Here is a 22,726-nt window from a genome sequence, read left to right as displayed (position 1 = left end):
GTTGAGTTGGAGCTAGGATTAAGCTCTGAAGATGGCAATTTAGTTGTGGATGCATATCATGATATTCGCACCAGTAATCATCGTTCTAGTGCAAGAATATCCTCAGCCCTTGTTAATCCAGAAATTGGGGTTTCATTAATTAGAGCGCTTCAAACATCTGACGACTCCCATGACTACCGTTTGCCACCTGCTGGACATGAATTAGAGATAAATGATGACCCATTTTTACTGCATGGTTGGCTCAACGAACACTCTAGGTAAATGGATGTCCCATCACCTAGCTGAGTTGATGCAAAGGGCTGAGCATGAAGAGAGTCCAGAGAAAAAAGAAAAATACCAATAGCAAGCTGTTGAGTTAATATTAAAGCTATGGGGGCATAGGCGTAATATGAGTAGCAATGCTTATCCATTAGCTCGTTTTAGGAAAATTATTGAATCACTGAGTATATTATCTCCTGAAGCTAACGTATGGGAAAGGAACAAGTTAGGGAAGTATGAATCCTTAGCTGCGGATACATTTTCGATGATAGTTGACTTGTATAGAGCGCTGCATTTTGTTGAGTTTACTTCATTGAAAATACATAGAAGTCACCAAGTACCCCCTTCCGTACTCACTTCTGAAGAGCAAGAAGTATATGATTTTTTAATCTCATGGGCTGAAGAGGAAATGAACTTTCGCTCAGCTAACGAATTACCTACCGAGAAAAGTGAAGTTCAACATGTGTCAAAATTTCTTAGTGATCATATTGATGATTTATGTGAGAAATTAAATATGCTCAAGAATGAGCTCTCCGAAAAATAGCTTTTTAAATTGTCCAATATCGACAATTTTCCCTATGTAAGAATAGCTAGAAGTCCAGTATAACAAGTGCAATCACTTGGAACTACTTCCCGCTATGTTACAAACTACTCTGTGTAGCGAGTATGCCATTTGCATACTGGAGCTAATCTGAAAATACGTTGATTCCACATAATCCCTAACTCAGAAATGTCCAGAAACGAGTTGTGAAGACTATTTAGGAAGTGATGCCAATGGCCCCAAAAAAAATCATAAATGCCTAGCGAGTAGCGAGCAGTGCGAGCATCAAGAGTGGCTTTATTATTTTACTTATATCAGCTCAGACCTTACTGACAAGTTTTATTGATAAAACACAACTATGCCTGACAGTCTGGTATGAGCGAATTGCGGACAATGCTAACGGAGTTCTATGTGAATGAACGGGGAGTAGGCCAAAGTTAAAAAAGGGTATTTGATGAAGTAAATCACACTTTATTGTACCGTACATACCCATATTTAAATTGTGTGTTAACATTACACCCTGTAAATACCTTTCAACTCAACCCGAGGCTTTGATGCTGGAGAATGTAATCATCCGATAATCAGCTTACCGACCTTTTCAGGCCGAACTGATTATCAATGCGCCGAAATCGAATGTGGACACCGCAGTGTGTTTGCAAGTTTTGCACATGATGATTAAACAGGTTCTTCAGTATGAATTTATCCCGTCAGGAACAACGTACCTTACACGTTCTCGCCAAAGGTGGCTGTATCGCGCACGTCTGCGATGCGTCTGGCCGCATCACCGCCGTTGAATGCTACACCCGTGAAGGGCTGTTGCTCACCGACTGTACCCTCACCACTTTCAAAAAACTCAAAACCAAAAAACTTATCAAGTCCGTCAATGGTCAGCCGTACCGAATCAACACCACCGGGCTGAATAATGTTCGCGCACAGCTTGATAACCGTTAAGGAGAGCATAATGGATATCAATACCCTTATTTCTGCATCCCGACACATCCAGCTGTCAGAGGATGAAAGCAAAATTCCCTGGGATGAACCAGCCTTCAGCCAACGCATGCTGGCGAACCATTTATCGCAAGATCACGACTGGGCCAGCCGTAGACAGAGCGTCATTGAGCAGCAGGTAAAATGGATCGCAAACCAGTTATTACCTGGTGCACAAATCCTCGATCTCGGCTGCGGTCCTGGCTTTTATACCCACCGCTTAGCGGAGCTTGGATTTCACTGTACCGGCGTGGATTTCTCACCAGCATCCGTGAGCTGGGCTCGCCTGCAGGCGCAGAATGCCAATTTGAATATCGACTATGTTCAGCAGGATATTCGCACATACTGGCCAGATAGGCCGTTCGATTTCATCATGATGACGTTTGGGGAACTGAATGTGTTCAGCACGGTGGATGCGCGCGTCATCATCAGCCGCTGCGCGCTTTGGCTAGAGCCTGGTGGCAAGCTGCTCACTGAAGTCCATACTTTCGAAGAAGTTAAACGCCAGGGAATGGCTAAAGCAAGCTGGCAGCGCTGCCCAGACGGACTGTTTCTGGACGTCCCTCATCTGCTTCTGACGGAGCATGGCTGGGATGAAGAAGCGCAAACCAGCTCAACACAGTTCTGGACCATAGAGGCAAACGGTCACACCACACGATTCGGTAGCCAGATGACGGCCTGGCGCGATGACGAGTACGTCAGCCTGCTCGATAATGTCGGATTTACCCTTCTTCCTTCTCCTGAAAGCCACGACTGGCCAGTCAGCGAGACATTTGAAGGGAAACTATTTGCTCTGCTGGCTGAAAAAGCAAAAAACTCAGAGGAACTTCCTCTTAATACTCAACATAATAAAAGGAATTCAGCATTGGATATCCCACGTATATTTACCATAAGTGAAAGCGAACACCGCATCCACAACCCGTTCACCGAAGAGAAGTACGCCACGCTAGGCCGCGTGCTACGCATGAAGCCAGATACCCATATTCTCGACCTCGGCAGCGGATCTGGGGAAATGCTTTGTACCTGGGCCCGGGATCACGCTATTACCGGGGTCGGTATCGATATGAGCCAGTTGTTCAGCGAACAGGCCAGACACCGCGCAGAAAAACTCGGCGTCAGCAGCAGGGTGCAGTTCATACATAACGACGCCACCGGGTATGTTGCAGAGGAGAAATTCGACGCGGTCGCCTGCATCGGCGCGACATGGATTGCTGGTGGGTTTGCTGGAACCGTCGGGTTGCTAGCTCAGAGCTTGAAACCAGGCGGATTCATGCTTATCGGCGAACCCTACTGGCGTCAGTTACCCGAAACAGAAGAGATAGCGCAGGCCTGTGGTGTCAGCACGATAGCTGATTTCCTGACGTTGCCAGAGCTTGTCAGCGCGTTCGACGGCCTCGGCTATGACGTGGTGGAAATGGTACTGGCAGATCAGGAAGGCTGGGACCGGTATGAGGCCGCGAAATGGCTGACCATGCGCCGCTGGCTGGAAGCCAACCCTAACGACGACTTCGTTGCAGAGGTCAGGACTGAGCTAAATATTTCACCGAAACGCCACGTAACGTACGCGCGGGAATACTTCGGCTGGGGTGTGTTTGCGCTTATAGCCAAGTAACAACAGATCCCCAGTATTTCTTTCTGGGGATACTTACAGTACCACTCTAGCATAGATAAAAGCGGTGATCTTAGCTACAGAAATGATCAATCTTGTTAGAACCTATCTGTAATTAGATATAAAATGAGCTATTTGATAGCATCATGCTCAGGAAAAAAGATGTATAACCCTATCCAAATACCCTATATGCTTAACCATGAATTCAATAAACATGTTCGGTATGTAGAAAAAAAATATCCTCTATTTGAAAGATTTTTTATTTGTTTTTGGGAAATGACATCGTTACCCAATACAGATGAATGTGTTGATAATATTATCATTCCAGATGGTTGCATTGATCTTATTGTGGATTATAAGAATAAACGTATAGGTTATGCAGGAATGAGTAAAACTAGCTTCCATTTTAAAATATCCCCAAATTCTCAGTATCTTGGCGTAAGAATGAAGCCTGGTGCATTTAACCAACTCACTCAAGTTTCAGCATACCAAGTGATGGATAAGTTTATTCCTATAAACGATATTGATCATGATTTCGACTTAAAAAATTTTTTCTCTTTACCAATATTACAGATTAAATCACTATTGAAGAAATATTTATTTGAACTAATAAAACTAAAAGAGCCTTCATATTTTATGCTATTATTTGATCAAATCTATAGCACCTCCCCTTTTATGTCAACGACTGAAATTTACCAGAAGTTAAATTATAGCCCTCGCCAATGTCAGCGGCTTTTCATGAAGCACTTTGGTATTTCCCCTAAAATGGTTTTAAGCGTTATCCGATTTCAACTAGCATTAAAACAACTTTGTTCTTCTGAACAAAAACATAATAACATAGAAGGATATTACGACCAATCTCACACTATTCATGATATTAAGAAAAATATTGGCATTACACCTATAGAACTTATTCGTCGTTATAAAAATTAATTATATGGCGTATTTTTACAATTAATTTTAATTTATATTTTATATAATAACTATAGTTTTCAAAAAAGGAATATGAAATGATTAAATCAATAACGACAAATATGATGGTTACTAATGTTAAAGAAAGTGTCAGTTTTTATTGTGATACACTTGGTTTTTCACTCATTAACTCAGTCGCCAGTCATGAAGGTTATTTAAATTTTGCGATTCTTTCTAAAGATGACCAATTAATAATGCTACAACAAAAAGATAATTTTATTGCAGAGTACCCTATTTTAAATACAGAAAAGGTTAGCCCCTCTATTTCACTCTATATTGTGGTAGATAACTTTGATGATATGTATAATTTAGTTAAAGATAAAGCCTTAGTCCTTATCGATATACATACTACATTTTATGGTAGTAAGGAGTTTGCGATTGCAGATAATAATGGCTATGTGATCACAATTGTCGAAGAGAAAATTTAATATAGGATGAAATTATGAAATATAAATGTACGATGTTAGTTGTTAATGATATAAAAAAGTCAGTTGAATTTTACACTCACATTTTACAATTAAAAATCATTTCAGATTTAGGTGCTAATGTCACTCTAAGTGGTGGAATTGCTTTACAAACGAGAGAGTCTTGGCAACAGTTTACTAATAGCCAAATAGCATGTGTATTTGAACCAAATAACAATGTTGAATTATACTTTGAAGAAAATCATTTTGATAAATTTATTGCAAGGATAGAAAACAAAGAACTCGAGTTTTTAGGCGAAAAAATCACTACTTTCCCATGGGAACAAAGAGTTGCTCGATTTTATGATCCTGATAGGCACATTATCCATGTGGGTGAAGATCTTGTTACCGTGGTAAAAAGGTTACATCATCAAGAAATGCATCTTGACGAAATTATAAAAAAAACATATTGCCCAAAAGACATCGCTGAAAAAATTATACTTAGTTTCGATAAGCGATGAAAACATAAAAATCCTTAGTAAACTACACTCATCATTGTCTACATAAGAGTCTTCCTTAATTGTAGTGGGTGGTATATTATTAATTGCACGTCAAGAGTCATACCATACCGGTATGGTCTATTTTTTAAAAATAGGGAATTCCTGATAGGTGTACAGCATACAAAAGTTGAATTATTTTTTGCTATTAATAAATTTTAAGTAAATTAATTACCTTAACGTAATCCAGCTAAAAATTATATTAAATAACTCAACGTATGGAATGTCCGAGACCTTGTATCGTATCTACTCAGATGGAATTCCCTTATTATAAATTAGATCACTTCTGATACTAAAAGTCTACCTGTTAATTATTCAGAAGATGGCTAGAAATAGAAATAGAAATAGAAATAGAAACTTAGGTTATCCTTCCTCTCTCATTTTAATATAATTATCGAATGTTTTTATAAAAGTAACGAATGAGTTACAGAGGATAAATAAGAATATCTATATCCAGATTCGGGTCTAAATACGCTTGAGTCAGGTAATTTTCTAACTTAGTTGTATCTGTACTATCCACCTTAAGCAGAATATTTTTTTAGATTTTATTTTTATGCTATCCCCAATTTTTATAATGTCAAAATAGGCTTTTCTTGCAATATCACTCTTACACCATTATAATTAAACTTCCCTTTTAAGTTCACCCAACCTTCATGCTCCCCCAAGGTATAGGTAGAATTTAGTGATAGCTTCACATTTTTTCAATAGAAATTTTTTTGAAAGAAGAGCTGCAAACAATATTTTCCAGCTCATTAAATTGATACACAGCGATAGATGAAATAAGAAAAACTGATGTGTATATAATAAATTTTAAAATATTTTTTCATTTTTAACTATCTCAACCAATCTAGAATATAATAAGAGACACACTCATTTTTTCTCAATGAGAATGAGTCTAGTTTTCTAGTACAATAAATAACTGATATTTTATCTGTAAAATTTCTTATTAAAATATATAGTCAATAACCATCTTTATATAAAGATGGTTATTTTTCACTTAAAATTCACACTCACCACATTCCCTGCCCCATACTCCAATTCATCAATATAATCCGCATACCACTGGTATCATCTCTCTTCTGTTTTCAAGGTACTGAGCATGGTTATACCTGCCACGGATCGTGTTCTTATCAACGTGAGCGAGTTGAAGCTCAATCCATGCCGTATTGAATCCCTTCTCATGCAAGATAGTGCTCATTGTGTGCCTAAAGCCATGTCCAGTCACTTTTCCATGATAACCAATACGTCTAAGAACCTTATTAACACTCGCTTCGCTCATTGGCTTAGTAATGTCATTTCTGCTGGGGAATACCAATTTATAGCGCCCAGTAATGGCTTGAACTTCACGTAATGCCGTGATGACTTGAGTCGATAATGAAACAAGATGCGGGCGGCGCATTTTCATTCTTTCTTTGGGGATCTCCCAAATACAGCGTTCGAAATCAAACTCGCCCCATTCGGCTAAACGTAGCTCAATAGTTCTCACGCCTGTTAACATCAAAATTTTAGTTGCTAGCCGAGTGATTGGGCTACCTGAATAATGATTTAATGCATTAAGAAATTCAGGTAATTCGTTTGCGAGTAAATGTGGATAGTGTTGTGCTTTGGGAGGTGTTAATGCGCTAGCAAGTTCAGAGGCAGGGTTATATTCAGCTTTACCCGTTACAATAGCGTATCTGAAGACTTGGTTACATGCTTGACGGATCTTACGTAACTTGTCTAGCACTCCTCTTTTTTCTAGTTTACGCAGCGTACTAAGTACTTCTAGTGGCTTTATTTCAGCAATTGGCCTTTTACCTAGATCTGGGAAAATGTCATTTTCAAATGACTCCATCAGATCTTCAGCATAACCTTTAGACCAGTTTGGCTTTTTATATTCGTGCCATTCAAGGGTTACTGCTTGAAATGTATTATTCACCGCCGATTTACGTTCTATCTTTTCAAGCTTTTTCTGCTCTGAAGGATCAATGTTGGTAGCAATTTGTCGTTTTGCTTCATCTCTATGCAGTCTTGCATCCGCTAAAGAAATTTCAGGGTAAACGCCAAGTGCCAATGTTTTTTGTTTTCCGTCAAATCGATATTGTAACCGCTAGTATTTAGAACCATTAGCATGCACGTAAAGATGCATTCCTTCACCGTCAGTGAGTTTGTATCCTTTATCGGCAGGCTTTGCCGTTCTTACCTTCACATCTGTTAGTGCTATATAGGAACTCCCATGAGTTTGTGTTGGTATAAGAGTTCATTGAACCTGTATGTACCAACGCATATACCAACAAATATTACTTGATGTAGGTTGATATAGGTAGACGTCAGTTGAACGAAGAAAGGTTAAAATCAGCTAATTTACTGAATTTTAGGCATAAAAAAAGACATCGGTTGATGTCCATTGACTTCTAAATGGTACGCCCTACAGGATTCGAACCTGTGACCTACGGCTTAGAAGGCCGTTGCTCTATCCAACTGAGCTAAGGGCGCATTGTTAATGCAGGCAGCCTATCTGGCTGATGGCGTTGAATTATACGGTTGCTGAGCGCTGAGTCAATGGCTTTTCGCTACTAAAATAGCTATATGCTCATTTTATGTAACAGTTTGAACTGACAATGACGTTAACTTCTGACAAAATAGAGCCATCACCGTGTCTCATATATGGATTAAGTTACAGATGTTAGCAAAAATTATTGATGGGAAAACGATTGCGCAGACAATTAGGCAGGAAGTTGCCCAAAAAGTACAGTTACGTTTAGAACAAGGAAAACGTGCTCCAGGTCTCGCCGTCATTTTAGTTGGTGCGAACCCTGCTTCCCAAATTTACGTCGGCAGTAAACGCCGTGCTTGTGAAGAAGTAGGCTTTATTTCACGCTCTTATGATTTACCCGACACCACCACAGAAGCTGAACTTCTGAAACTGATTGACGATTTAAATCAAGATGTTGAAATTGATGGCATTTTAGTCCAGTTACCCTTACCTGCTGGTATTGATAATGTTAAAGTGATTGAACGTATTCATCCAGATAAAGACGTTGATGGCTTCCACCCTTATAATGTAGGCCGGTTGTGCCAACGTGCGCCTCGTTTGCGCCCTTGTACACCACGTGGGATTGTCACACTGCTTGAACGCTATGACATCAATACTTATGGCCTCAATGCCGTCATTATTGGTGCATCAAATATTGTCGGACGCCCAATGAGCCTTGAATTATTATTAGCGGGCTGTACAACAACTGTTACCCATCGATTTACTAAAGACTTAGAACAGCATGTACGCAATGCGGACTTGCTGGTTGTCGCTGTCGGTAAACCTAATTTTATTCCTGGAGAATGGATTAAACCTGGTGCAATTGTCGTTGATGTGGGTATTAACCGCTTAGAAAATGGCAAAGTGACAGGCGATGTGGACTTTGATGAAGCATCAAAACGCGCTGCGTGGATCACCCCTGTTCCAGGTGGTGTAGGCCCAATGACTGTCGCAACACTGATTCAAAACACGCTGCAAGCGTGTGAAGAGTATCACGATATTTAATGTACTTTGGAGTAATTAATGGAAATTTTCAATCTTGAAGGGCACCCACACGTTGAACTGTGTGATTTGCTAAAAATTCAAGGCTGGGCAGAAAGCGGCGCAATGGCTAAAGCCATGATCGCTGAAGGTTTAGTACAGGTTGACGGTGTGGTAGAAACTCGTAAACGCTGTAAAATTTTGGCAGGTAAAGTTGTCTCCATGGGCGACGAAAAAGTCAAAATCGCTGAGTAAGATTTTGGGTAAATAGGTTAGCCTATTTACCCATCTTTCAATCAAGCTTATCCCCTTGATTGACCTAGTTTATTATCAACTCGAATACTATCAAATAAATCCTTCGGCACCCTTTCCCCAAAAGCAAACTGTGAGATACCACCAGCCACTTTATCTGACTGATTTTGGTAATTGTTTCTATTTGGGTATGAACTCAAGGTACTCCGCAGATCCATTAATTCAAACATACGATTAGTCAGCCCTGCTTTTTCATTTGGCTGCAATTTAATTTCTTCAGACCAATTCGTTACATACATGACTGGTACTGAGTATTGTTGATTATTATGGGTAATCGTTAGGTTATAACAATCCAGATTCAAGTTCCCAATGCACTTCGTCACTGCGGTTTTAAATGAACGTGTTTTCAAATCACCAAACTGTTGCTCTTTAACCCCCTCAGAAAATAGTGTTTTTCCTTGTTTTTCTTGCTGCTGCGTTGATGACCAAACAATAACCACTTGGGGTTTATTTTGTCTAATTTCATTGAGAAATTGTTCAACGGGTGGCGCTTTGGGCTTGCTTGATTCAATCTCTGCGACAACGACCTTTTGATCGTTTTTTATCGGAACTTGGCTTGTATTACTAGACGCTATAGTACTCTCAGAGGGTATCTTACTTGAAATATACCAAGTTGCAGTGGGGATATTCGCTGGTTGCCTTTTAATCCCTACTAGTTTTTGTAAAAAGTTGATAACACTTTTTTTAATCGATGTTGGAGACCATAAACTTCTAACTGAGGTGCTGATTGGTGATGGCATAATTATTCCCCTTATTTCAAATAATAGTGCCACCGCATTGTGCGTACTTTGATGGCTGCTGTTGTTCATTAATTGAACTTATTATTTGATGAAAAAAATAATTATTTCTTGCAAATTTAGCCACTAAATAGAAAAACGGCCAGATATTGTATCAATCAATACCTAACCGTTTAATTTTATCAAACTCTAACTTTTTAACGCGCTCAATACGCTAAATAGTTCGTGTTGTGGCTAGGCGCCGAACGCGGATAGCTTGGGGAGCATACTCTAGTATGTGACCCAAGTAGCCAAGTGATGGCAACACCGCCACAGCGCGAAATAATGTTCATATCAAATAGAAAAACGGCCAGATATTGTATCAATCAATACCTAGCCGTTTAATTTTATCAAACTCTAACTTTTTAACGCGCTCAATACGCTAAATAGTTCGTGTTGTGGCTAGGCGCCGAACGCGGATAGCTTGGGGAGCATACACTAGTATGTGACCCAAGTAGCCAAGTGATGGCAACACCGCCACAACGCGAAATATGACGCGTAGGTGTTTATTTACGGCGCCACGTTGTCCCCGCAGATGAATCCTCCAGCACAATCCCCATCGCTGTCAGCTCATCACGTGCAGCATCGGCTTGTGCCCAATCTTTATTTTGACGTGCATCTAATCGCTGTTGAATTAACGCTTCGATTTTTGCGACTTCCGCATCATCTTCACCTTGAGCGCCGCCTTTTAGGAAGTTTTCTGGATCTTGTTCTAGTAAACCGAGCACGCCTGCTAGTTCACGCAGTTCTGCAGCCATCCCATTAGCAGCGGCCATATCTTCCGCTTTCAAACGATTGATTTCACGTACCATGTCAAATAGCACAGAATAGGCTTCTGGTGTATTAAAATCATCGTTCATGGCTTCAACGAAACGGGCTTTAAAGGCTTCTCCGCCCGCTGGTTTTGCAGATTTTTCTGTGCCACGTAATGCAGTGTACATACGCTCTAACGCGGTGCGCGCTTGCTTCAGGTTTTCTTCCGTATAATTCAGTTGGCTACGATAATGGCCTGAAAGCAGGAAATAACGCACGGTTTCGGCATCGTAATACTCAAGCACATCACGAATGGTGAAGAAGTTATTGAGAGACTTCGACATTTTCTCTCTGTCTACCATGACCATGCCTGAGTGCATCCAATAGTTCACATACGGGCCATCATGCGCACAAGTGGATTGAGCAATCTCATTTTCATGATGCGGGAACATTAAATCTGAGCCGCCGCCATGAATATCAAAATGATTACCCAATGTTTTGCTGTTCATCGCCGAACATTCAATGTGCCAGCCTGGACGACCTAAACCCCAAGGTGACTCCCAGCTTGGCTCACCTTCTTTGGACATTTTCCAAAGCACGAAGTCCATTGGATTGCGTTTAACATCCGCCACTTCAACACGCGCACCCGCTTGAAGTTGTTCTAAATCTTGGCGAGATAGCAAGCCGTAATTTGGGTCAGTTTTCACTTCGAACATCACATCGCCGTTATCTGCCACGTAAGCATGACCACGTTCAATTAAGCTTTCAGTCAGCTCAATAATTTCGCTGATATGCCGCGTTGCACGTGGCTCGCTATCAGGGCGAAGAATATTCAACGCATCGAAATCTTTGTGCATTTCCGCTAACATGCGAGTGGTGAGTTCTTCAACACTTTCCTTATTTTCCGCGGCACGTTTAATGATTTTGTCATCAATATCCGTGACGTTACGGACATAATTCAAATCATAGCCCAAATAGCGCAAATAGCGGCTAATTGCATCAAATGCCACAAATGTCCGGCCATGGCCGATATGACACAAGTCGTAGATAGTGATGCCACACACATACATCCCAATCTTTCCTGCGTGGATGGGCTTAAACTCTTCTTTTTGACGACTTAGTGTATTAAAAATTTGTAGCATCTGGACTTTTCCATGTAAGTGAAAAATGATTATCGATTTCTATCGGTAAAATACCATGTTATTGAACCCCGATCACCTTAAGAATGCAAGGGTTTACCCTGCCTTTTATTGTTGGATTCAATAGGCATTTAATACACACCTATTATGCTATAAACCACCTGCAAAACGCACTGTCGCTTCAAGTCAGGTTTTATCTGTGATATAAACGTGCAGATCTCAACGCTTTCGCAAGATAGCGCACAAAAAACAATTATTCAGGATAGCTATTATGGTTACATTTCATACCAATCACGGCGACATTGTTATCAAAACATTTGACGATAAAGCGCCAGTCACAGTCGAAAACTTTTTAACTTACTGCCGTGAAGGTTTCTACAATAATACCATTTTCCACCGTGTTATTAACGGCTTCATGATCCAAGGCGGTGGTTTTGAGCCAGGCATGGAACAAAAAAACACGAAAGCGCCTATTAAAAACGAAGCAAACAACGGTGTAAAAAATACCCGTGGCACACTAGCAATGGCTCGTACTAACGACCCACACTCTGCTACTGCACAATTCTTTATCAACGTCGTTGATAATGACTTCTTAAACTTCCGTTCAGAGCGCCCAGATGGTTGGGGTTACTGCGTATTTGCTGAAGTTGTTGAAGGTATGGACGTGGTTGATAAAATCAAAGGCGTTTCAACTGGCCGTAGCGGTTTCCACCAAGACGTTCCTCGTGAAGATGTGGTGATCGAAAAAGTGACTGTCAGCGAGTAATCCTGTCTCTATGTCTACTTACATCATTGCAGATCTGCATTTGAGTGAAGATGAACCGGCGATCACCGCCGGTTTTATCAATTTTATTCAACAACGAGCCATCCACGCCGATAGCCTGTATATCCTCGGTGATTTTTTCAATTATTGGGTGGGCGATGATGATGATAACCCGCTTCATCAGCGCGTTGCGAACGAGCTAAAACAACTCACAGCCAAAGGTATTCCTTGTTACTTTATACATGGCAACCGTGATTTTTTAATTGGTAAACGCTATGCCAAGCAGTGTGGAATGACGATTTTACCCCAAGAAACTGTTCTCGATATTTATGATAAGCGCATTTTAATTCTACACGGTGATACCTTATGCACTGATGATATGGCTTATCAAAACTACCGTAAAAAAGTTCACACTCCTTGGATACAACGTATTTTTCTCACGCTCCCTCTGTTTATTCGCCGCCGAATAGCACAGAAAATGCGTAAAAATAGCCAGTACGCCAGTAGCATGAAAACCGAGTCTATCATGGATGTTAATCCACAAGCGGTTGTTAATGCGCTACAAAGACACCAAGCGCAGTGGATGATTCATGGCCATACCCACCGCCCAGCCATTCATGAAATCAATATTGATGGCAGGCTACATTTCCGAGGTGTATTAGGTGCATGGCATCATGAAGGCTCAGCCTTTGTGATTAATGAACACGGTATTGAACTGATTTTCTTTCCCTTTGAATAATACCCATGAAAGTTCTTGCTCGTAAACGCGACTGTTTGCTTACTTATTAATCACGCAAACGTTTTCCTTGCTGCTTTGTCATGATATGATCGACTCAATTCAATTCTCCACCTTCGGGTGACGTTTTTTTCAATACAGGAAAGCACCAAATGACTGCCCAAGCTTCTGCTCAATCTGCGGCAAAAATCGCCATTGTTATGGGTTCGAAAAGTGATTGGACGACCATGCAGCACGCTGCTGATGTATTAACCGAACTCCAAATTCCTTTTCACGTCGAAATTGTTTCTGCACACCGTACACCCGATAAACTGTTTTCGTTTGCCGAAACCGCCAAAGAAAATGGTTTTGATGTGATCATTGCAGGTGCAGGTGGTGCAGCCCACCTACCAGGTATGATAGCGGCCAAAACCTTAGTGCCTGTTTTTGGTGTTCCTGTACAAAGCGCGGCACTCAGTGGTGTTGATAGCTTATATTCCATCGTTCAGATGCCAAAAGGCATCCCAGTGGGTACGCTTGCCATTGGCAAAGCTGGTGCAGCAAATGCCGCGCTGTTAGCAGCGCAAGTATTAGCCATTGCAGATACCGCTGTTTTTAATCGCTTATCCACTTGGCGTGAAATACAAACTAACGACGTACTCAATAACCCAGACCCGAGGGATGCGTAATGAAACCCGTTTGCGTACTGGGCAACGGTCAACTGGGTCGCATGCTGCGCCAAGCTGGCGAACCATTAGGTATCGCCGTTTTCCCTGTCGGATTGGATGCAGAGCCTGAAGCAGTTCCTTATCAACAAAGCGTGATCACCGCTGAAATCGAGCGTTGGCCTGAAACGCCTTTGACTAAAGAGTTAGCTAGGCACAATGCCTTTATTAACCGCGATATTTTCCCGCGTTTAGCTGACCGCTTCCCACAAAAAAGCCTGTTTGATAGCTTACATTTGTCAACCGCCCCTTGGGTACTGCTCGAATCCCCGGAGCAATGGCCTGAATTGTTTGCCTCACTGGGTGATTTTCTGATAGTCAAACGCCGAACAGGCGGCTATGACGGGCGCGGCCAATGGCGTGTACGCCCAGGTGACGAACTCAGTTTACCCGCTGAAGTTTACGGTGAGTGCATTGTAGAGCAAGGCATCCCTTTTGATGCTGAAGTCTCGGTGATTGGTGCTCGTAATGCTGCTGGGGAGTCAGTTTTTTACCCTATCACCCACAATCTACACCAAGAAGGTATCCTGCGCACCAGTGTCGCTTTTCCGAAATCCACCAATCCTCAGCAAGATCAAGCGCAAGCGATGTTAAGCGCTGTAATGGATGAGCTCGGCTATATTGGTGTGATGGCGATGGAATGCTTTGTTGTGGGCGATAAACTGCTGATCAACGAAATTGCCCCTCGCGTACATAACAGCGGACATTGGACCCAAAACGGTGCATCAATCAGCCAATTTGAGTTACATTTGCGTGCCATATTGAATCTACCAATGCCATCCCCTGAAGTATACAGCCCTGCGGTAATGGTGAACTTAATCGGCACTGATGTGAATATCGATTGGCTCAATTTGCCACTAGTTCACTTGCATTGGTATGAAAAAGAGGTGCGTCCAGCCCGTAAAGTTGGCCATTTAAACCTCTCCCACAGTGACTGTAATCAGCTAACCGAAACGCTCAGTGCACTTATCCCACTCTTACCAAATGAGTATAAAAGTGGCATTGAGTGGGCAAATGAAAAATTAGACTGGTACTCTCACCAATAAATAGGGAAAATAGCCTTAATCGATGCCCGAACTTGTTTTCGGGCATTTTGCTATTTTCGCCGTCATCCAGATGATAATTCTCCTGACTAAAGGTGTGCGGCATGACTGGAGTTACTATGTCCTCGCAGCATTTTAGTCCGTTTTATCAGTGGTGTATTTTAATTCTATTAGGGTTAGTTTATTTTTTAGCCACAGCCACGACTTTCACCTCTTTAGGCGTTGTATTGCCAGAAATGATCAGCGAGCTAAAATGGAGCTGGAGTGAAGCGGGTTTTGGCTTTACCTTATTGGGCTTGACCTGTGGGCTTGCCAGTTTCTTACCCTCTTTGCTGATCCGTAAAGTTGGCGTGCGAGCCACATTACTGCTGGGTACCTTAGTCTTTGTCGCTGGGTTTTATAGCCTGTATTCCACCAACACCATCAGTACATATTTCTTAGGTACAGCCTTGATTGGTATCGGTTTTACCTTATTAGCCACGGTGCCTGGCACTTACGTGCTTTCCCGATTATTTGAAAAACAGTCCCTCGCTTTTGGCTTGTATTTCACCATTGGTGGGCTCGGCGGAGTTGCAGGGCCATGGATTTATTTCTATGCTTCAAACCAATTGGGCTCATGGCGCATGCACTGGGTTTTGTGTGCGATTTACCTCAGCATCATCACGTTAATCACTATCTTTATGTTACGTGAAGGCAAACAAGAGCAAGAACATGCCAAGAAAGTGATGCAAAAACAAGTCAGTGATGCAAGTAAACCCATTTATCGTACAGCTGAAGTGTGGACAGTTGGACGCGCACTGCGCACATGGCAGTTCTATTTAATTGCAGCGACCTATACCTCTTTTCTATGGTGTGGTATTACCGTTAACAGTTTTGCTGTTGCCCATATCGAAGAACGTGGTTTTGGTATGACCGTTGCAGTTTCATTACTTAGTACAATGGCTTTTGTTAATGCATTTTCACGATTTATTGGCGGCGCAGCTGGAGAATGGTTGGAGCCCAAAAAACTGCTGATTGGCAGCTTAATTATCATGGTGCTTGGTGTTATCTTCCTCAGTATCGCAAGCTCTTGGTTCTGGTTAATTTTATTTGTTTTGTGCGTAGGAATTGGTTACGGCATGACGTTCTTAGCATCAAGTGTTTTGTTATCAAACTACTTTGGTCGTGGCCCCTATTTGGAGCTATTTTCTGTGGTTAACTTGATTTCAACTATCGCCTGTTTAGCGCCATTTATCGCAGGTGGGATCAAGGACTACACAGGTAGCTTCACCCCTGCATTTTTAGTCATTGCCGCCCCTGTGGTGGTTATCCTCGGCTTAACATTAATGATGAAACCGCCCGCACTCCATACCAAATAAAAAATCCCGAGTATTAACTCGGGAAAGATTGAAACCAAAGGGAAAATAAGCTTAAGACCAGATATTGGATCAAAACATGCGTTTCACATTGTGCCACGACAAACTGGAATGAGGTGGCACAAATTCAATCAAGGCTTTAACAATTCAGGGACTTTCAACAGAATAAATTCATTATCATCGGCTTGATTTGGCTCACGGCTGGATGAGAACGGGTAGTTATTGTCATTACCAACAATGATATGTTCACCGTCGACCACATCCACATTCTCAATCGTAAAGAATGGAAAGGTAAATACCCCGTCATTCAGTGGCTTTCTTGCTTGACTATTTGGGTCTTTAATATTCATTAAATCAATGTACGCCTGCTTATCAACCGCTTCACCGACGTTTTTATCTGAAAACTCAATACGGTATACACGCTTAAATTTCGCTAAATTACTAAAGCAATTTTCCGTGTTCATACTGCCTGCAGCACAGGCTTTATCCGATGTCCCCTCGCCATTATCACGCTCGATGATTAGGCCATGAGTGTCATCGATTAAATTAAAATCGCCGATAGCATTTTGGTTATCTTCGAACACATATAGCCAGCTTCTGCCTGTCCAATCTTGTTTTTTTACATCAAACTCAAGAATGCGTGCAGCGCGTTTACCATCCACATTTTCATAATCTTGTTTTTCATCAACCCAAATTGCCCCTTCAAGCATTGGGTACAGTTTTGAACCGTCTGGTGAGGAAGCCATACCTTCAAACCCTTTTGAGCGATTCACTTGGAAGGTGACTTTATCTGTTGGTTTTCCTGGTGTGGTGACTTGATAATGGTCTGGAGAAACCACTTTTTTGCCATCGACCTGCGTTTCAAACAAGGCTAACACTTTGCCATCCAAATCCATTTTTATCAGATATGGGCCAAATTCATCCCCTACCCATAATGCACCATTAGCAAACTGAAAACTTTCTGGGTCGAAGTCGCTGCCCGTTAAGTAACGTTCCTTTGTGCTCTCATTAATAATGTGAAAAGGAATGATTCTGTCGGGGTCATGGAAAAAAACCGTTTTGAGTGGTGTTGTTTTGCCTGATTTAAAATCAATATCGTATTGCGTCACATACAGCATAGAGTCTGGTGAATTCACTTTATTACCAAACCCATTATCCGTTAACACCCAATAGGTGCCATCCCCCATCCGTTTAATTCCTGAATGGCCTTGCAATGGCTGCCCTTTGATTGGAATGTGTTTCCCCGTTGGACGATCAGCGGATTTTCCTTCGACTTTGCCGAGAGTGTCAACGCGTGTGCCAGTGGTGAATTTTCCGCTCACTTGAAGGTCTGCAGGCGCATTTTGTGGCGCTGAAACGGTGGAATCAACGGAAAGAATGGAATGCCCCATTAATGTGGCAGGCACTTCTTGTTGAGCAAACCCTGAGAAGCTAAATGAAATCAAACTTGCCAGTAAAGAAAATGAACCCAACGTCTGTTTAATTGGGTGTGTAATTGAATTTTTATGCTGCATGGTTATGTTTCCATTTTAAGGCTATCAATAATCGACGGCGGAATCATAACCTGAGTAAATGACGATTTTGTGAAGGATTCAAGACAGTTATTTTAATTGGGCGTAAATAATTTCACGCCCAATTATTCCCTATAAATTAATCATCCATTGGGTAATCGACGGTGCTGGCTGCCTGTTCCTAATAAGCGAAGACCTAGCCATCCCCCACAAATCGACAACAAAATAGCTGCGCACAGTGGTAATAATAGCCACATACGCCATTCAGGTTGCCATGGAAAATCAAACACTTTACTTTGCAATAACCACAAGGCAATTTCAGCACCAAAGGCCGCAGCAAGGCCTGCCATTAAGCCAAGTAATGCAAACTCGCTCCATAATGTTCTGCGCATCAGCTTTCTGCTCGCACCTAAGGTGCGATAGACCACCAGTTCGCGCTCACGTTGGCTCATTCCCACTTGAATCTGTGCCAACAATAACAGCAAGCCACAGAAAATCACTAAGACGACCATCACTTCAAGAGCTTGGCTGACTTGCTGAAGGATTTGCTGAATCTGTGTAATGATCGCCCCTGTATCCAGCACATTTATGGTTGGGTAATGGCGGCTAAGTTGCGTCAATAACTGGCCGTCCCCCCCATAATGGAAACTACTCAGCCATGTTGCTGGCATTTTCGACAAGCTTTCTTCCGAAAAAATAAAATAAAAATTCGGTCGTAAACTTTCCCAATCCACAGTGCGGATGCTGCTTACCGTCGCCGTAAAAACTTGAGCTCCTGCGTTAAATGTCAGTTTATCCCCCAGTTTTAACCCTAGCTCTTTCACCACGGTTTGTTCAATGGAAACCTCCCCCGCTTTCGGCGGCCACGTGCCTTCATTCACGATATTCGCAGGGGCCAATTGAGATTGCCACGTTAAGCTTAATTCACGCCGTACCGTATTATTATTTGGGTCACGTTTATCGGCCCATTCAATCGCTGACTGGTCATTAATATCGGTTAAACGCGCTAAAACCACAGGATTGAATTCCGTTGGCTTCACTTGATACTGTGCCAGTAACTCAGTCACAGGTTTAAGCTGTGATTGGTTCATGTTAATCAAGAAATAGTTCGGGCTATCTGCTGGCAATTGCTGCTGCCAGCGGTCAAGTAAATCACCCCGAACTAAAATTAATAATGCCAGTAACATAAACGAGAGCGAAAAGGCGCTCATTTGGGTGATAGTTTGCAACGGTTGGCGCAACAAGCGGCTGACCGAAAGGCGTAAACTCAGCTGGCGAAATTTAATATGGCGCAGCCCCCAAAGCCCGACCCAACCAATTAAAGCCAATAGAATCGCCACGACAACAATCCCTGCAAGAATCGACCATAACAGGGGGTTTACTCCCGCAAAAATAAATAACCCGCCCACGACAATTAATATAACCACAGGGAGATAATAATGCAGCGGCCATACTGGGGATTTTGCATCTTCACGTAACACCCGAGAAGGTTGGGTCGCCATCAATTGGTAATAAGGACGACTGCCTACAATAATGGCAATGATAAACAATGTCCCTATCGCCCAGACCCACGGCATTAGGCTAGCAGGAGGCAATTCTTTTGGCAGCATTGCGCCTAGAATTTGCATCAAAATGCCTTCAAAGGCTAGCCCTAATAACGAACCTAATAACGCCGCTGCCACTAAAATGACCAACCACTGGCCAATGATCCATTTACGCAGCGCACTGCGTCCAGCCCCAAGTGTTTTTAGAACCGCAATAAGCTGGTGGCGGCTACGGCAATAGTGGGTCATAGAAACCACAACAGCTGCAATCGCCAGTAATAAGGTTAATAATACGGATAACAACAAAAATTGCTGAGCACGTTGGAAAGTTTTCCCCACCGCGCCATTGTCTTCACTTAAGGTATACCATCGCTGGTCATTGCGCAGTTCTTTATCAAACTTTTGCTTAAATGCATCAATAAGTTGGCTATCACCCGCGAACATATCGCGATAGGTTAAACGGCTACCTAACTGAATCGCCCCCGTTAACGGTGCATCTTCAATCGCAATTAATACTCGAGGGGCAATTTGGAATGGATTGAAGCCACTATCGGGCTCTTGGAGTAATTTCCCCGAAACCTTTAACGTCGCATCGCCGATATCAATATTATCGCCAATATTCAGGTTCAATAACTCTAATAAGCGAGGTGCCACTAACACCTCCCCTTGGTTTGGTACTAACCCTTCAGGTTCTGTAACTAACTCGCCATACAGCGGATAAGCCTTGTCGGCGGCTTTGACTAACACCAGCTGTGGGCGGGCATCTTCATCTTCCGTTGCATAGGCCATCGTCGAAAATGATATCTGCTGGCTCAGTTTTAACCCATCTTTTTGTGCCTCTTGCAACCAAGCGGGCTCGCTCGGGTGTGAGGAACGCAGAACCAGATCCCCTGCAAGTAGCTCACGGCTTTGGTAGCTCATGCTGTTTTCGATACGATCACTAATGCGCCCTAACGCTAAAACACAGGCAACGGCGAGAGTGAGTGCTAACCAGACAATCAATAATGACGGCGTTTTCCATTCACGCCAAAACCAACGCCAAATCATGCTTCTTCCCTCAGTTGTCCATCAACCAAGCGTAAGCGACGCTGACAACGTGCAGCGAGTTCGTTATCGTGTGTAACTAAAATCAGCGTAGTACCATGTTCTTTGTTCATGGCAAACAGCAAGTCCGCGATTTTATCCCCAGTCTGTCTATCAAGGTTACCTGTCGGCTCATCGGCAAATAAAATTTGTGGACGACCGTTAAATGCGCGTGCCAGTGCCACACGCTGTTGTTCGCCACCAGAAAGTTGTGGCGGCATATGCTTCATGCGATCTTTTAAGCCTAAATCAGTCAGTAATTCAGCGGCATGTTGGTGGCTAGATGACTCTGGCTCTCCACGCAACAAGGAAGGTAGCTGCACGTTTTCAATCGCATTTAATGTAGGGATTAACATAAACGATTGGAACACAAACCCCACGCTTTGCGCGCGCAAACGAGCTCGTTCCTCTTCATCCATGCGGGTCAGGTCTTGCCCCAATAAATTGACCGAGCCACACGTACCGTCATCTAAGCCCGCAATGATCCCAAGCAGAGTTGATTTCCCCGATCCTGACTCGCCAATTAAAGCAATTGTTTGACCAGACTCGACAATTAGCTCAACACCTTGCAATATAGTCAGTTCATGTTCACCTTGACCAACACGTTTAATGAGATGATGAACTTCAAGAATATTATTCGCCGACATATATTGGTTTTTCTCCTGTTACTGACTGCAAGTGGACACGCCCTTGCGTCAACTAAGCTATTGATCTTAGGTGATAGCCTAAGTGCAGGCTACCGTTTACCCGCTGAGCAGGCGTGGGCCTCTTTGCTTGCCAACCGCTGGCAGAAACTGTCTCCGCCTATTGAGGTGGTCAATGGCAGCATTAGTGGCAATACATCAGCACAAGGGCTGGAACGCCTTTCTACCTTATTGGAACAAAATAAACCGAGCTGGGTGCTGATCGAGTTAGGTGCTAACGATGGTCTGCAAGGCTTACCTGTCGAACAACTGGAAACTAATTTACAGCAAATAATCGACCAAATCGTGCAATCGGGTGCAAAACCGCTCTTAATGCAAATTCGTATTCCACCAAATTATGGAAAACGTTATACAACAAGCTTTGAAAAAGTGTACCCGAAACTGGCGGATAGCAATCAAATTCCGTTACTGCCTTTTTACATGGAAACCGTTATCACTAAGCCTGAGTGGATACAACAAGATGGGATTCACCCGACGGTTGAAGCACAGTCATCCATTGCTGACTTTATGGAAAAACAACTTTCCGCACATATTTTACCCTCAAACAAGTAAAATAGACGGTAAACAAACGCGATAAAGGGCTCTTTATACGCGAAATAAATTCAGTTGCATGAAATGAAGGTAAAGTTATGCAAACATCCGCACGAAACGGAAAATCGGTTCTGATCACTGGAGCATCAAGCGGTATAGGCTTTTGTGCTGCCCAAACTCTGCGCCAACGGGGCTACCATGTGATTGTCGCCTGTCGCAAAGAGAGCGATATCTTCCGCTTAAGAGACCTTGGCTTTGATACAGTTGCTCTCGACCTTGATGATAAGAATAGCATAGATACAGCGGCAAAAGAGGTGTTAACACTCTGTAATCACCGACTTTTCGGATTATTCAACAATGCGGGTTTTGGGGTTTATGGGCCATTGAACAGTGTTAGTCGGGAACAACTCGAAGCCCAGTTTTCCACAAACTTTTTCGGCGTGCACCAATTGACCTTCCAACTGCTACCCGCCATGCTAGCACACCATGAAGGGCGCATTGTGCAAACCAGTTCGGTGATGGGCATTATCTCTACCCCAGGTCGTGGTGCTTATGCAGCGAGCAAATATGCCTTGGAAGGTTGGTCAGATGCCTTACGGTTAGAGCTAAAAGGCAGTGGTGTTTTCGTGAGTTTGATTGAGCCAGGGCCAATTCACACGGCATTCACTCAAAATGTTGAACAAACTCAAAAAGATAAACCTATTAAAAACCCAGGGATCGCCTCGCGCTTTACCTTAACCCCAGAGCATGTGGTGGAAAAGCTTATCCATGCGTTAGAAAGCCCACGCCCACGCGTGCGTTATTCTGTCACGCTTTTAACAGTGGCAGTCCGAGTGCTTAAACGTGTTTTACCTGACAAACTGATGGATAGAATACTGGCAAATCAGGGAAAAAAGGCTTGAAAAAAGCAAATTAAGCCCCACTCTACTATTAATGCTAACTCATTCA

Annotated in this window: 21 protein-coding genes, 1 tRNA gene and 1 pseudogene; 16 read left to right on the top strand and 7 right to left on the bottom strand. The window is 42.6% G+C overall.

The genetic code is table 11. The annotated features are described in order from the left end of the window. Positions 1–6: 6 nt before the first annotated feature. From ACE2AL_RS05475 to ACE2AL_RS05445, 7 genes are all read left to right on the top strand, one after another. Positions 7–261 (top strand): hypothetical protein, encoded by a 255-nt coding sequence (locus ACE2AL_RS05475; protein ID WP_375084128.1) that lies wholly within the window; start codon positions 7–9, stop codon positions 259–261. A gap of 127 nt (positions 262–388) precedes the next feature. Continuing rightward, on the top strand, positions 389–802 hold the full coding sequence (locus tag ACE2AL_RS05470; RefSeq protein WP_375084127.1) for a hypothetical protein: 414 nt from the start codon (positions 389–391) through the stop codon (positions 800–802). Positions 803–1,492: 690 nt separating this feature from the next. Then, positions 1,493–1,750, top strand: a complete 258-nt coding sequence (locus ACE2AL_RS05465) for a YjhX family toxin (RefSeq protein ID WP_375084126.1) — start codon at positions 1,493–1,495, stop codon at positions 1,748–1,750. Positions 1,751–1,760: 10 nt separating this feature from the next. Beyond that, the gene (locus ACE2AL_RS05460) at positions 1,761–3,398 is read left to right on the top strand and encodes a methyltransferase domain-containing protein (RefSeq protein ID WP_375084125.1); all 1,638 of its coding nucleotides are present in this window, start codon (positions 1,761–1,763) and stop codon (positions 3,396–3,398) included. 159 nt (positions 3,399–3,557) lie between these two features. Next, positions 3,558–4,328, top strand: a complete 771-nt coding sequence (locus ACE2AL_RS05455; RefSeq protein ID WP_375084124.1) for a DUF6597 domain-containing transcriptional factor — start codon at positions 3,558–3,560, stop codon at positions 4,326–4,328. Positions 4,329–4,405: 77 nt separating this feature from the next. Beyond that, a complete protein-coding gene (locus ACE2AL_RS05450) occupies positions 4,406–4,795 on the top strand; it encodes a VOC family protein (RefSeq protein WP_375084123.1) in 390 nt (129 codons plus the stop codon). Between the two features lie 14 nt (positions 4,796–4,809). Beyond that, complete coding sequence (locus ACE2AL_RS05445) at positions 4,810–5,292, top strand: VOC family protein (protein ID WP_375084122.1); 483 nt, start codon at positions 4,810–4,812, stop codon at positions 5,290–5,292. 1,029 nt (positions 5,293–6,321) lie between these two features. Here the strand turns inward: ACE2AL_RS05445 and ACE2AL_RS05440 are convergent. Continuing rightward, a pseudogene (locus ACE2AL_RS05440) lies at positions 6,322–7,531 on the bottom strand (tyrosine-type recombinase/integrase). A 195-nt stretch (positions 7,532–7,726) separates the two neighbouring features. Next, a tRNA-Arg gene (locus tag ACE2AL_RS05435) sits at positions 7,727–7,803 on the bottom strand. Between the two features lie 187 nt (positions 7,804–7,990). On the opposite strand from ACE2AL_RS05435, the gene folD reads away from it, so the two are divergent. Both folD and ybcJ read left to right on the top strand, forming a co-directional pair. Continuing rightward, entirely contained in the window at positions 7,991–8,848 is an 858-nt protein-coding gene (folD, locus tag ACE2AL_RS05430; RefSeq protein ID WP_206082892.1) for a bifunctional methylenetetrahydrofolate dehydrogenase/methenyltetrahydrofolate cyclohydrolase FolD, read from the top strand. Positions 8,849–8,866: 18 nt separating this feature from the next. After that, positions 8,867–9,079, top strand: coding sequence for a ribosome-associated protein YbcJ (ybcJ, locus tag ACE2AL_RS05425; protein WP_206082893.1), 213 nt, complete (start codon positions 8,867–8,869; stop codon positions 9,077–9,079). A gap of 47 nt (positions 9,080–9,126) precedes the next feature. Here the strand turns inward: ybcJ and ACE2AL_RS05420 are convergent, their stop codons facing one another. After that, positions 9,127–9,876, bottom strand: coding sequence for a hypothetical protein (locus tag ACE2AL_RS05420; protein ID WP_375084120.1), 750 nt, complete (start codon positions 9,874–9,876; stop codon positions 9,127–9,129). A gap of 542 nt (positions 9,877–10,418) precedes the next feature. Next, positions 10,419–11,807 (bottom strand): cysteine--tRNA ligase, encoded by a 1,389-nt coding sequence (cysS, locus tag ACE2AL_RS05415; protein WP_206082895.1) that lies wholly within the window; start codon positions 11,805–11,807, stop codon positions 10,419–10,421. Between the two features lie 268 nt (positions 11,808–12,075). Between cysS and ppiB the strand changes: the two genes are divergently transcribed. From ppiB to ACE2AL_RS05390, 5 genes are all read left to right on the top strand, one after another. Then, a complete protein-coding gene (ppiB, locus tag ACE2AL_RS05410) occupies positions 12,076–12,570 on the top strand; it encodes a peptidylprolyl isomerase B (protein ID WP_047756161.1) in 495 nt (164 codons plus the stop codon). A gap of 10 nt (positions 12,571–12,580) precedes the next feature. Continuing rightward, positions 12,581–13,306 (top strand): UDP-2,3-diacylglucosamine diphosphatase, encoded by a 726-nt coding sequence (lpxH, locus tag ACE2AL_RS05405; protein ID WP_272539448.1) that lies wholly within the window; start codon positions 12,581–12,583, stop codon positions 13,304–13,306. Between the two features lie 149 nt (positions 13,307–13,455). Next, positions 13,456–13,971: a 5-(carboxyamino)imidazole ribonucleotide mutase gene (gene purE, locus ACE2AL_RS05400; protein WP_206082897.1), complete on the top strand. Its 516-nt coding sequence runs from the start codon at positions 13,456–13,458 to the stop codon at positions 13,969–13,971. Beyond that, on the top strand, positions 13,971–15,053 hold the full coding sequence (gene purK, locus ACE2AL_RS05395) for a 5-(carboxyamino)imidazole ribonucleotide synthase (protein ID WP_272539449.1): 1,083 nt from the start codon (positions 13,971–13,973) through the stop codon (positions 15,051–15,053). The genes purE and purK overlap by 1 nt, the downstream gene beginning before the upstream one ends. A gap of 116 nt (positions 15,054–15,169) precedes the next feature. Beyond that, positions 15,170–16,408: an MFS transporter gene (locus tag ACE2AL_RS05390; protein ID WP_206083035.1), complete on the top strand. Its 1,239-nt coding sequence runs from the start codon at positions 15,170–15,172 to the stop codon at positions 16,406–16,408. 128 nt (positions 16,409–16,536) lie between these two features. Here ACE2AL_RS05390 and ACE2AL_RS05385 read toward each other — a convergent pair whose 3' ends face one another. The 3 genes from ACE2AL_RS05385 to ybbA form a co-directional block, all read right to left on the bottom strand. Continuing rightward, positions 16,537–17,919, bottom strand: a complete 1,383-nt coding sequence (locus ACE2AL_RS05385; RefSeq protein ID WP_375084117.1) for an esterase-like activity of phytase family protein — start codon at positions 17,917–17,919, stop codon at positions 16,537–16,539. 140 nt (positions 17,920–18,059) lie between these two features. After that, positions 18,060–20,507 (bottom strand): putative ABC transporter permease subunit YbbP, encoded by a 2,448-nt coding sequence (gene ybbP, locus ACE2AL_RS05380; RefSeq protein ID WP_375084116.1) that lies wholly within the window; start codon positions 20,505–20,507, stop codon positions 18,060–18,062. Further along, positions 20,504–21,190, bottom strand: a complete 687-nt coding sequence (gene ybbA / locus ACE2AL_RS05375) for a putative ABC transporter ATP-binding protein YbbA (protein ID WP_206082905.1) — start codon at positions 21,188–21,190, stop codon at positions 20,504–20,506. Before ybbA ends, ybbP begins: the two co-directional genes overlap by 4 nt. Between ybbA and tesA the strand changes: the two genes are divergently transcribed. Together tesA and ACE2AL_RS05365 are read left to right on the top strand one after the other, a co-directional pair. Then, entirely contained in the window at positions 21,158–21,799 is a 642-nt protein-coding gene (gene tesA, locus ACE2AL_RS05370) for a multifunctional acyl-CoA thioesterase I/protease I/lysophospholipase L1 (RefSeq protein WP_206082906.1), read from the top strand. The genes ybbA and tesA overlap by 33 nt on opposite strands. 77 nt (positions 21,800–21,876) lie before the next feature. Next, positions 21,877–22,680 carry an SDR family oxidoreductase gene (locus ACE2AL_RS05365; protein WP_272681246.1) on the top strand — a complete coding sequence of 268 codons (804 nt, stop codon included), beginning with the start codon at positions 21,877–21,879 and terminating at the stop codon, positions 22,678–22,680. Positions 22,681–22,726 lie beyond the last annotated feature (46 nt).

Origin of the sequence: Providencia xihuensis, assembly GCF_041953405.1 — a bacterium.
Classification (GTDB): Bacteria; Pseudomonadota; Gammaproteobacteria; order Enterobacterales; family Enterobacteriaceae; genus Providencia; species Providencia vermicola.
Note: the sequence above shows the minus strand (reverse complement) of the source record. Positions and strands in the feature narration are given on the sequence as shown.

What these genes read in the sequence shown, in the direction of transcription:
- ACE2AL_RS05470 (WP_375084127.1), top strand. Translation starts at nt 389, where the DNA reads ATGAGTAGCAATGCTTATCCATTAGCTCGTTTTAGGAAAATTATTGAA.
- ACE2AL_RS05465 (WP_375084126.1), top strand. Translation starts at nt 1,493, where the DNA reads ATGAATTTATCCCGTCAGGAACAACGTACCTTACACGTTCTCGCCAAA.
- ACE2AL_RS05460 (WP_375084125.1), top strand. Translation starts at nt 1,761, where the DNA reads ATGGATATCAATACCCTTATTTCTGCATCCCGACACATCCAGCTGTCA.
- ACE2AL_RS05455 (WP_375084124.1), top strand. Translation starts at nt 3,558, where the DNA reads ATGTATAACCCTATCCAAATACCCTATATGCTTAACCATGAATTCAAT.
- ACE2AL_RS05450 (WP_375084123.1), top strand. Translation starts at nt 4,406, where the DNA reads ATGATTAAATCAATAACGACAAATATGATGGTTACTAATGTTAAAGAA.
- ACE2AL_RS05445 (WP_375084122.1), top strand. Translation starts at nt 4,810, where the DNA reads ATGAAATATAAATGTACGATGTTAGTTGTTAATGATATAAAAAAGTCA.
- folD (WP_206082892.1), top strand. Translation starts at nt 7,991, where the DNA reads ATGTTAGCAAAAATTATTGATGGGAAAACGATTGCGCAGACAATTAGG.
- ybcJ (WP_206082893.1), top strand. Translation starts at nt 8,867, where the DNA reads ATGGAAATTTTCAATCTTGAAGGGCACCCACACGTTGAACTGTGTGAT.
- ACE2AL_RS05420 (WP_375084120.1), bottom strand. Translation starts at nt 9,876, where the DNA reads ATGCCATCACCAATCAGCACCTCAGTTAGAAGTTTATGGTCTCCAACA.
- cysS (WP_206082895.1), bottom strand. Translation starts at nt 11,807, where the DNA reads ATGCTACAAATTTTTAATACACTAAGTCGTCAAAAAGAAGAGTTTAAG.
- ppiB (WP_047756161.1), top strand. Translation starts at nt 12,076, where the DNA reads ATGGTTACATTTCATACCAATCACGGCGACATTGTTATCAAAACATTT.
- lpxH (WP_272539448.1), top strand. Translation starts at nt 12,581, where the DNA reads ATGTCTACTTACATCATTGCAGATCTGCATTTGAGTGAAGATGAACCG.
- purE (WP_206082897.1), top strand. Translation starts at nt 13,456, where the DNA reads ATGACTGCCCAAGCTTCTGCTCAATCTGCGGCAAAAATCGCCATTGTT.
- purK (WP_272539449.1), top strand. Translation starts at nt 13,971, where the DNA reads ATGAAACCCGTTTGCGTACTGGGCAACGGTCAACTGGGTCGCATGCTG.
- ACE2AL_RS05390 (WP_206083035.1), top strand. Translation starts at nt 15,170, where the DNA reads ATGTCCTCGCAGCATTTTAGTCCGTTTTATCAGTGGTGTATTTTAATT.
- ACE2AL_RS05385 (WP_375084117.1), bottom strand. Translation starts at nt 17,919, where the DNA reads ATGCAGCATAAAAATTCAATTACACACCCAATTAAACAGACGTTGGGT.
- ybbP (WP_375084116.1), bottom strand. Translation starts at nt 20,507, where the DNA reads ATGATTTGGCGTTGGTTTTGGCGTGAATGGAAAACGCCGTCATTATTG.
- tesA (WP_206082906.1), top strand. Translation starts at nt 21,158, where the DNA reads ATGATGAACTTCAAGAATATTATTCGCCGACATATATTGGTTTTTCTC.
- ybbA (WP_206082905.1), bottom strand. Translation starts at nt 21,190, where the DNA reads ATGTCGGCGAATAATATTCTTGAAGTTCATCATCTCATTAAACGTGTT.
- ACE2AL_RS05365 (WP_272681246.1), top strand. Translation starts at nt 21,877, where the DNA reads ATGCAAACATCCGCACGAAACGGAAAATCGGTTCTGATCACTGGAGCA.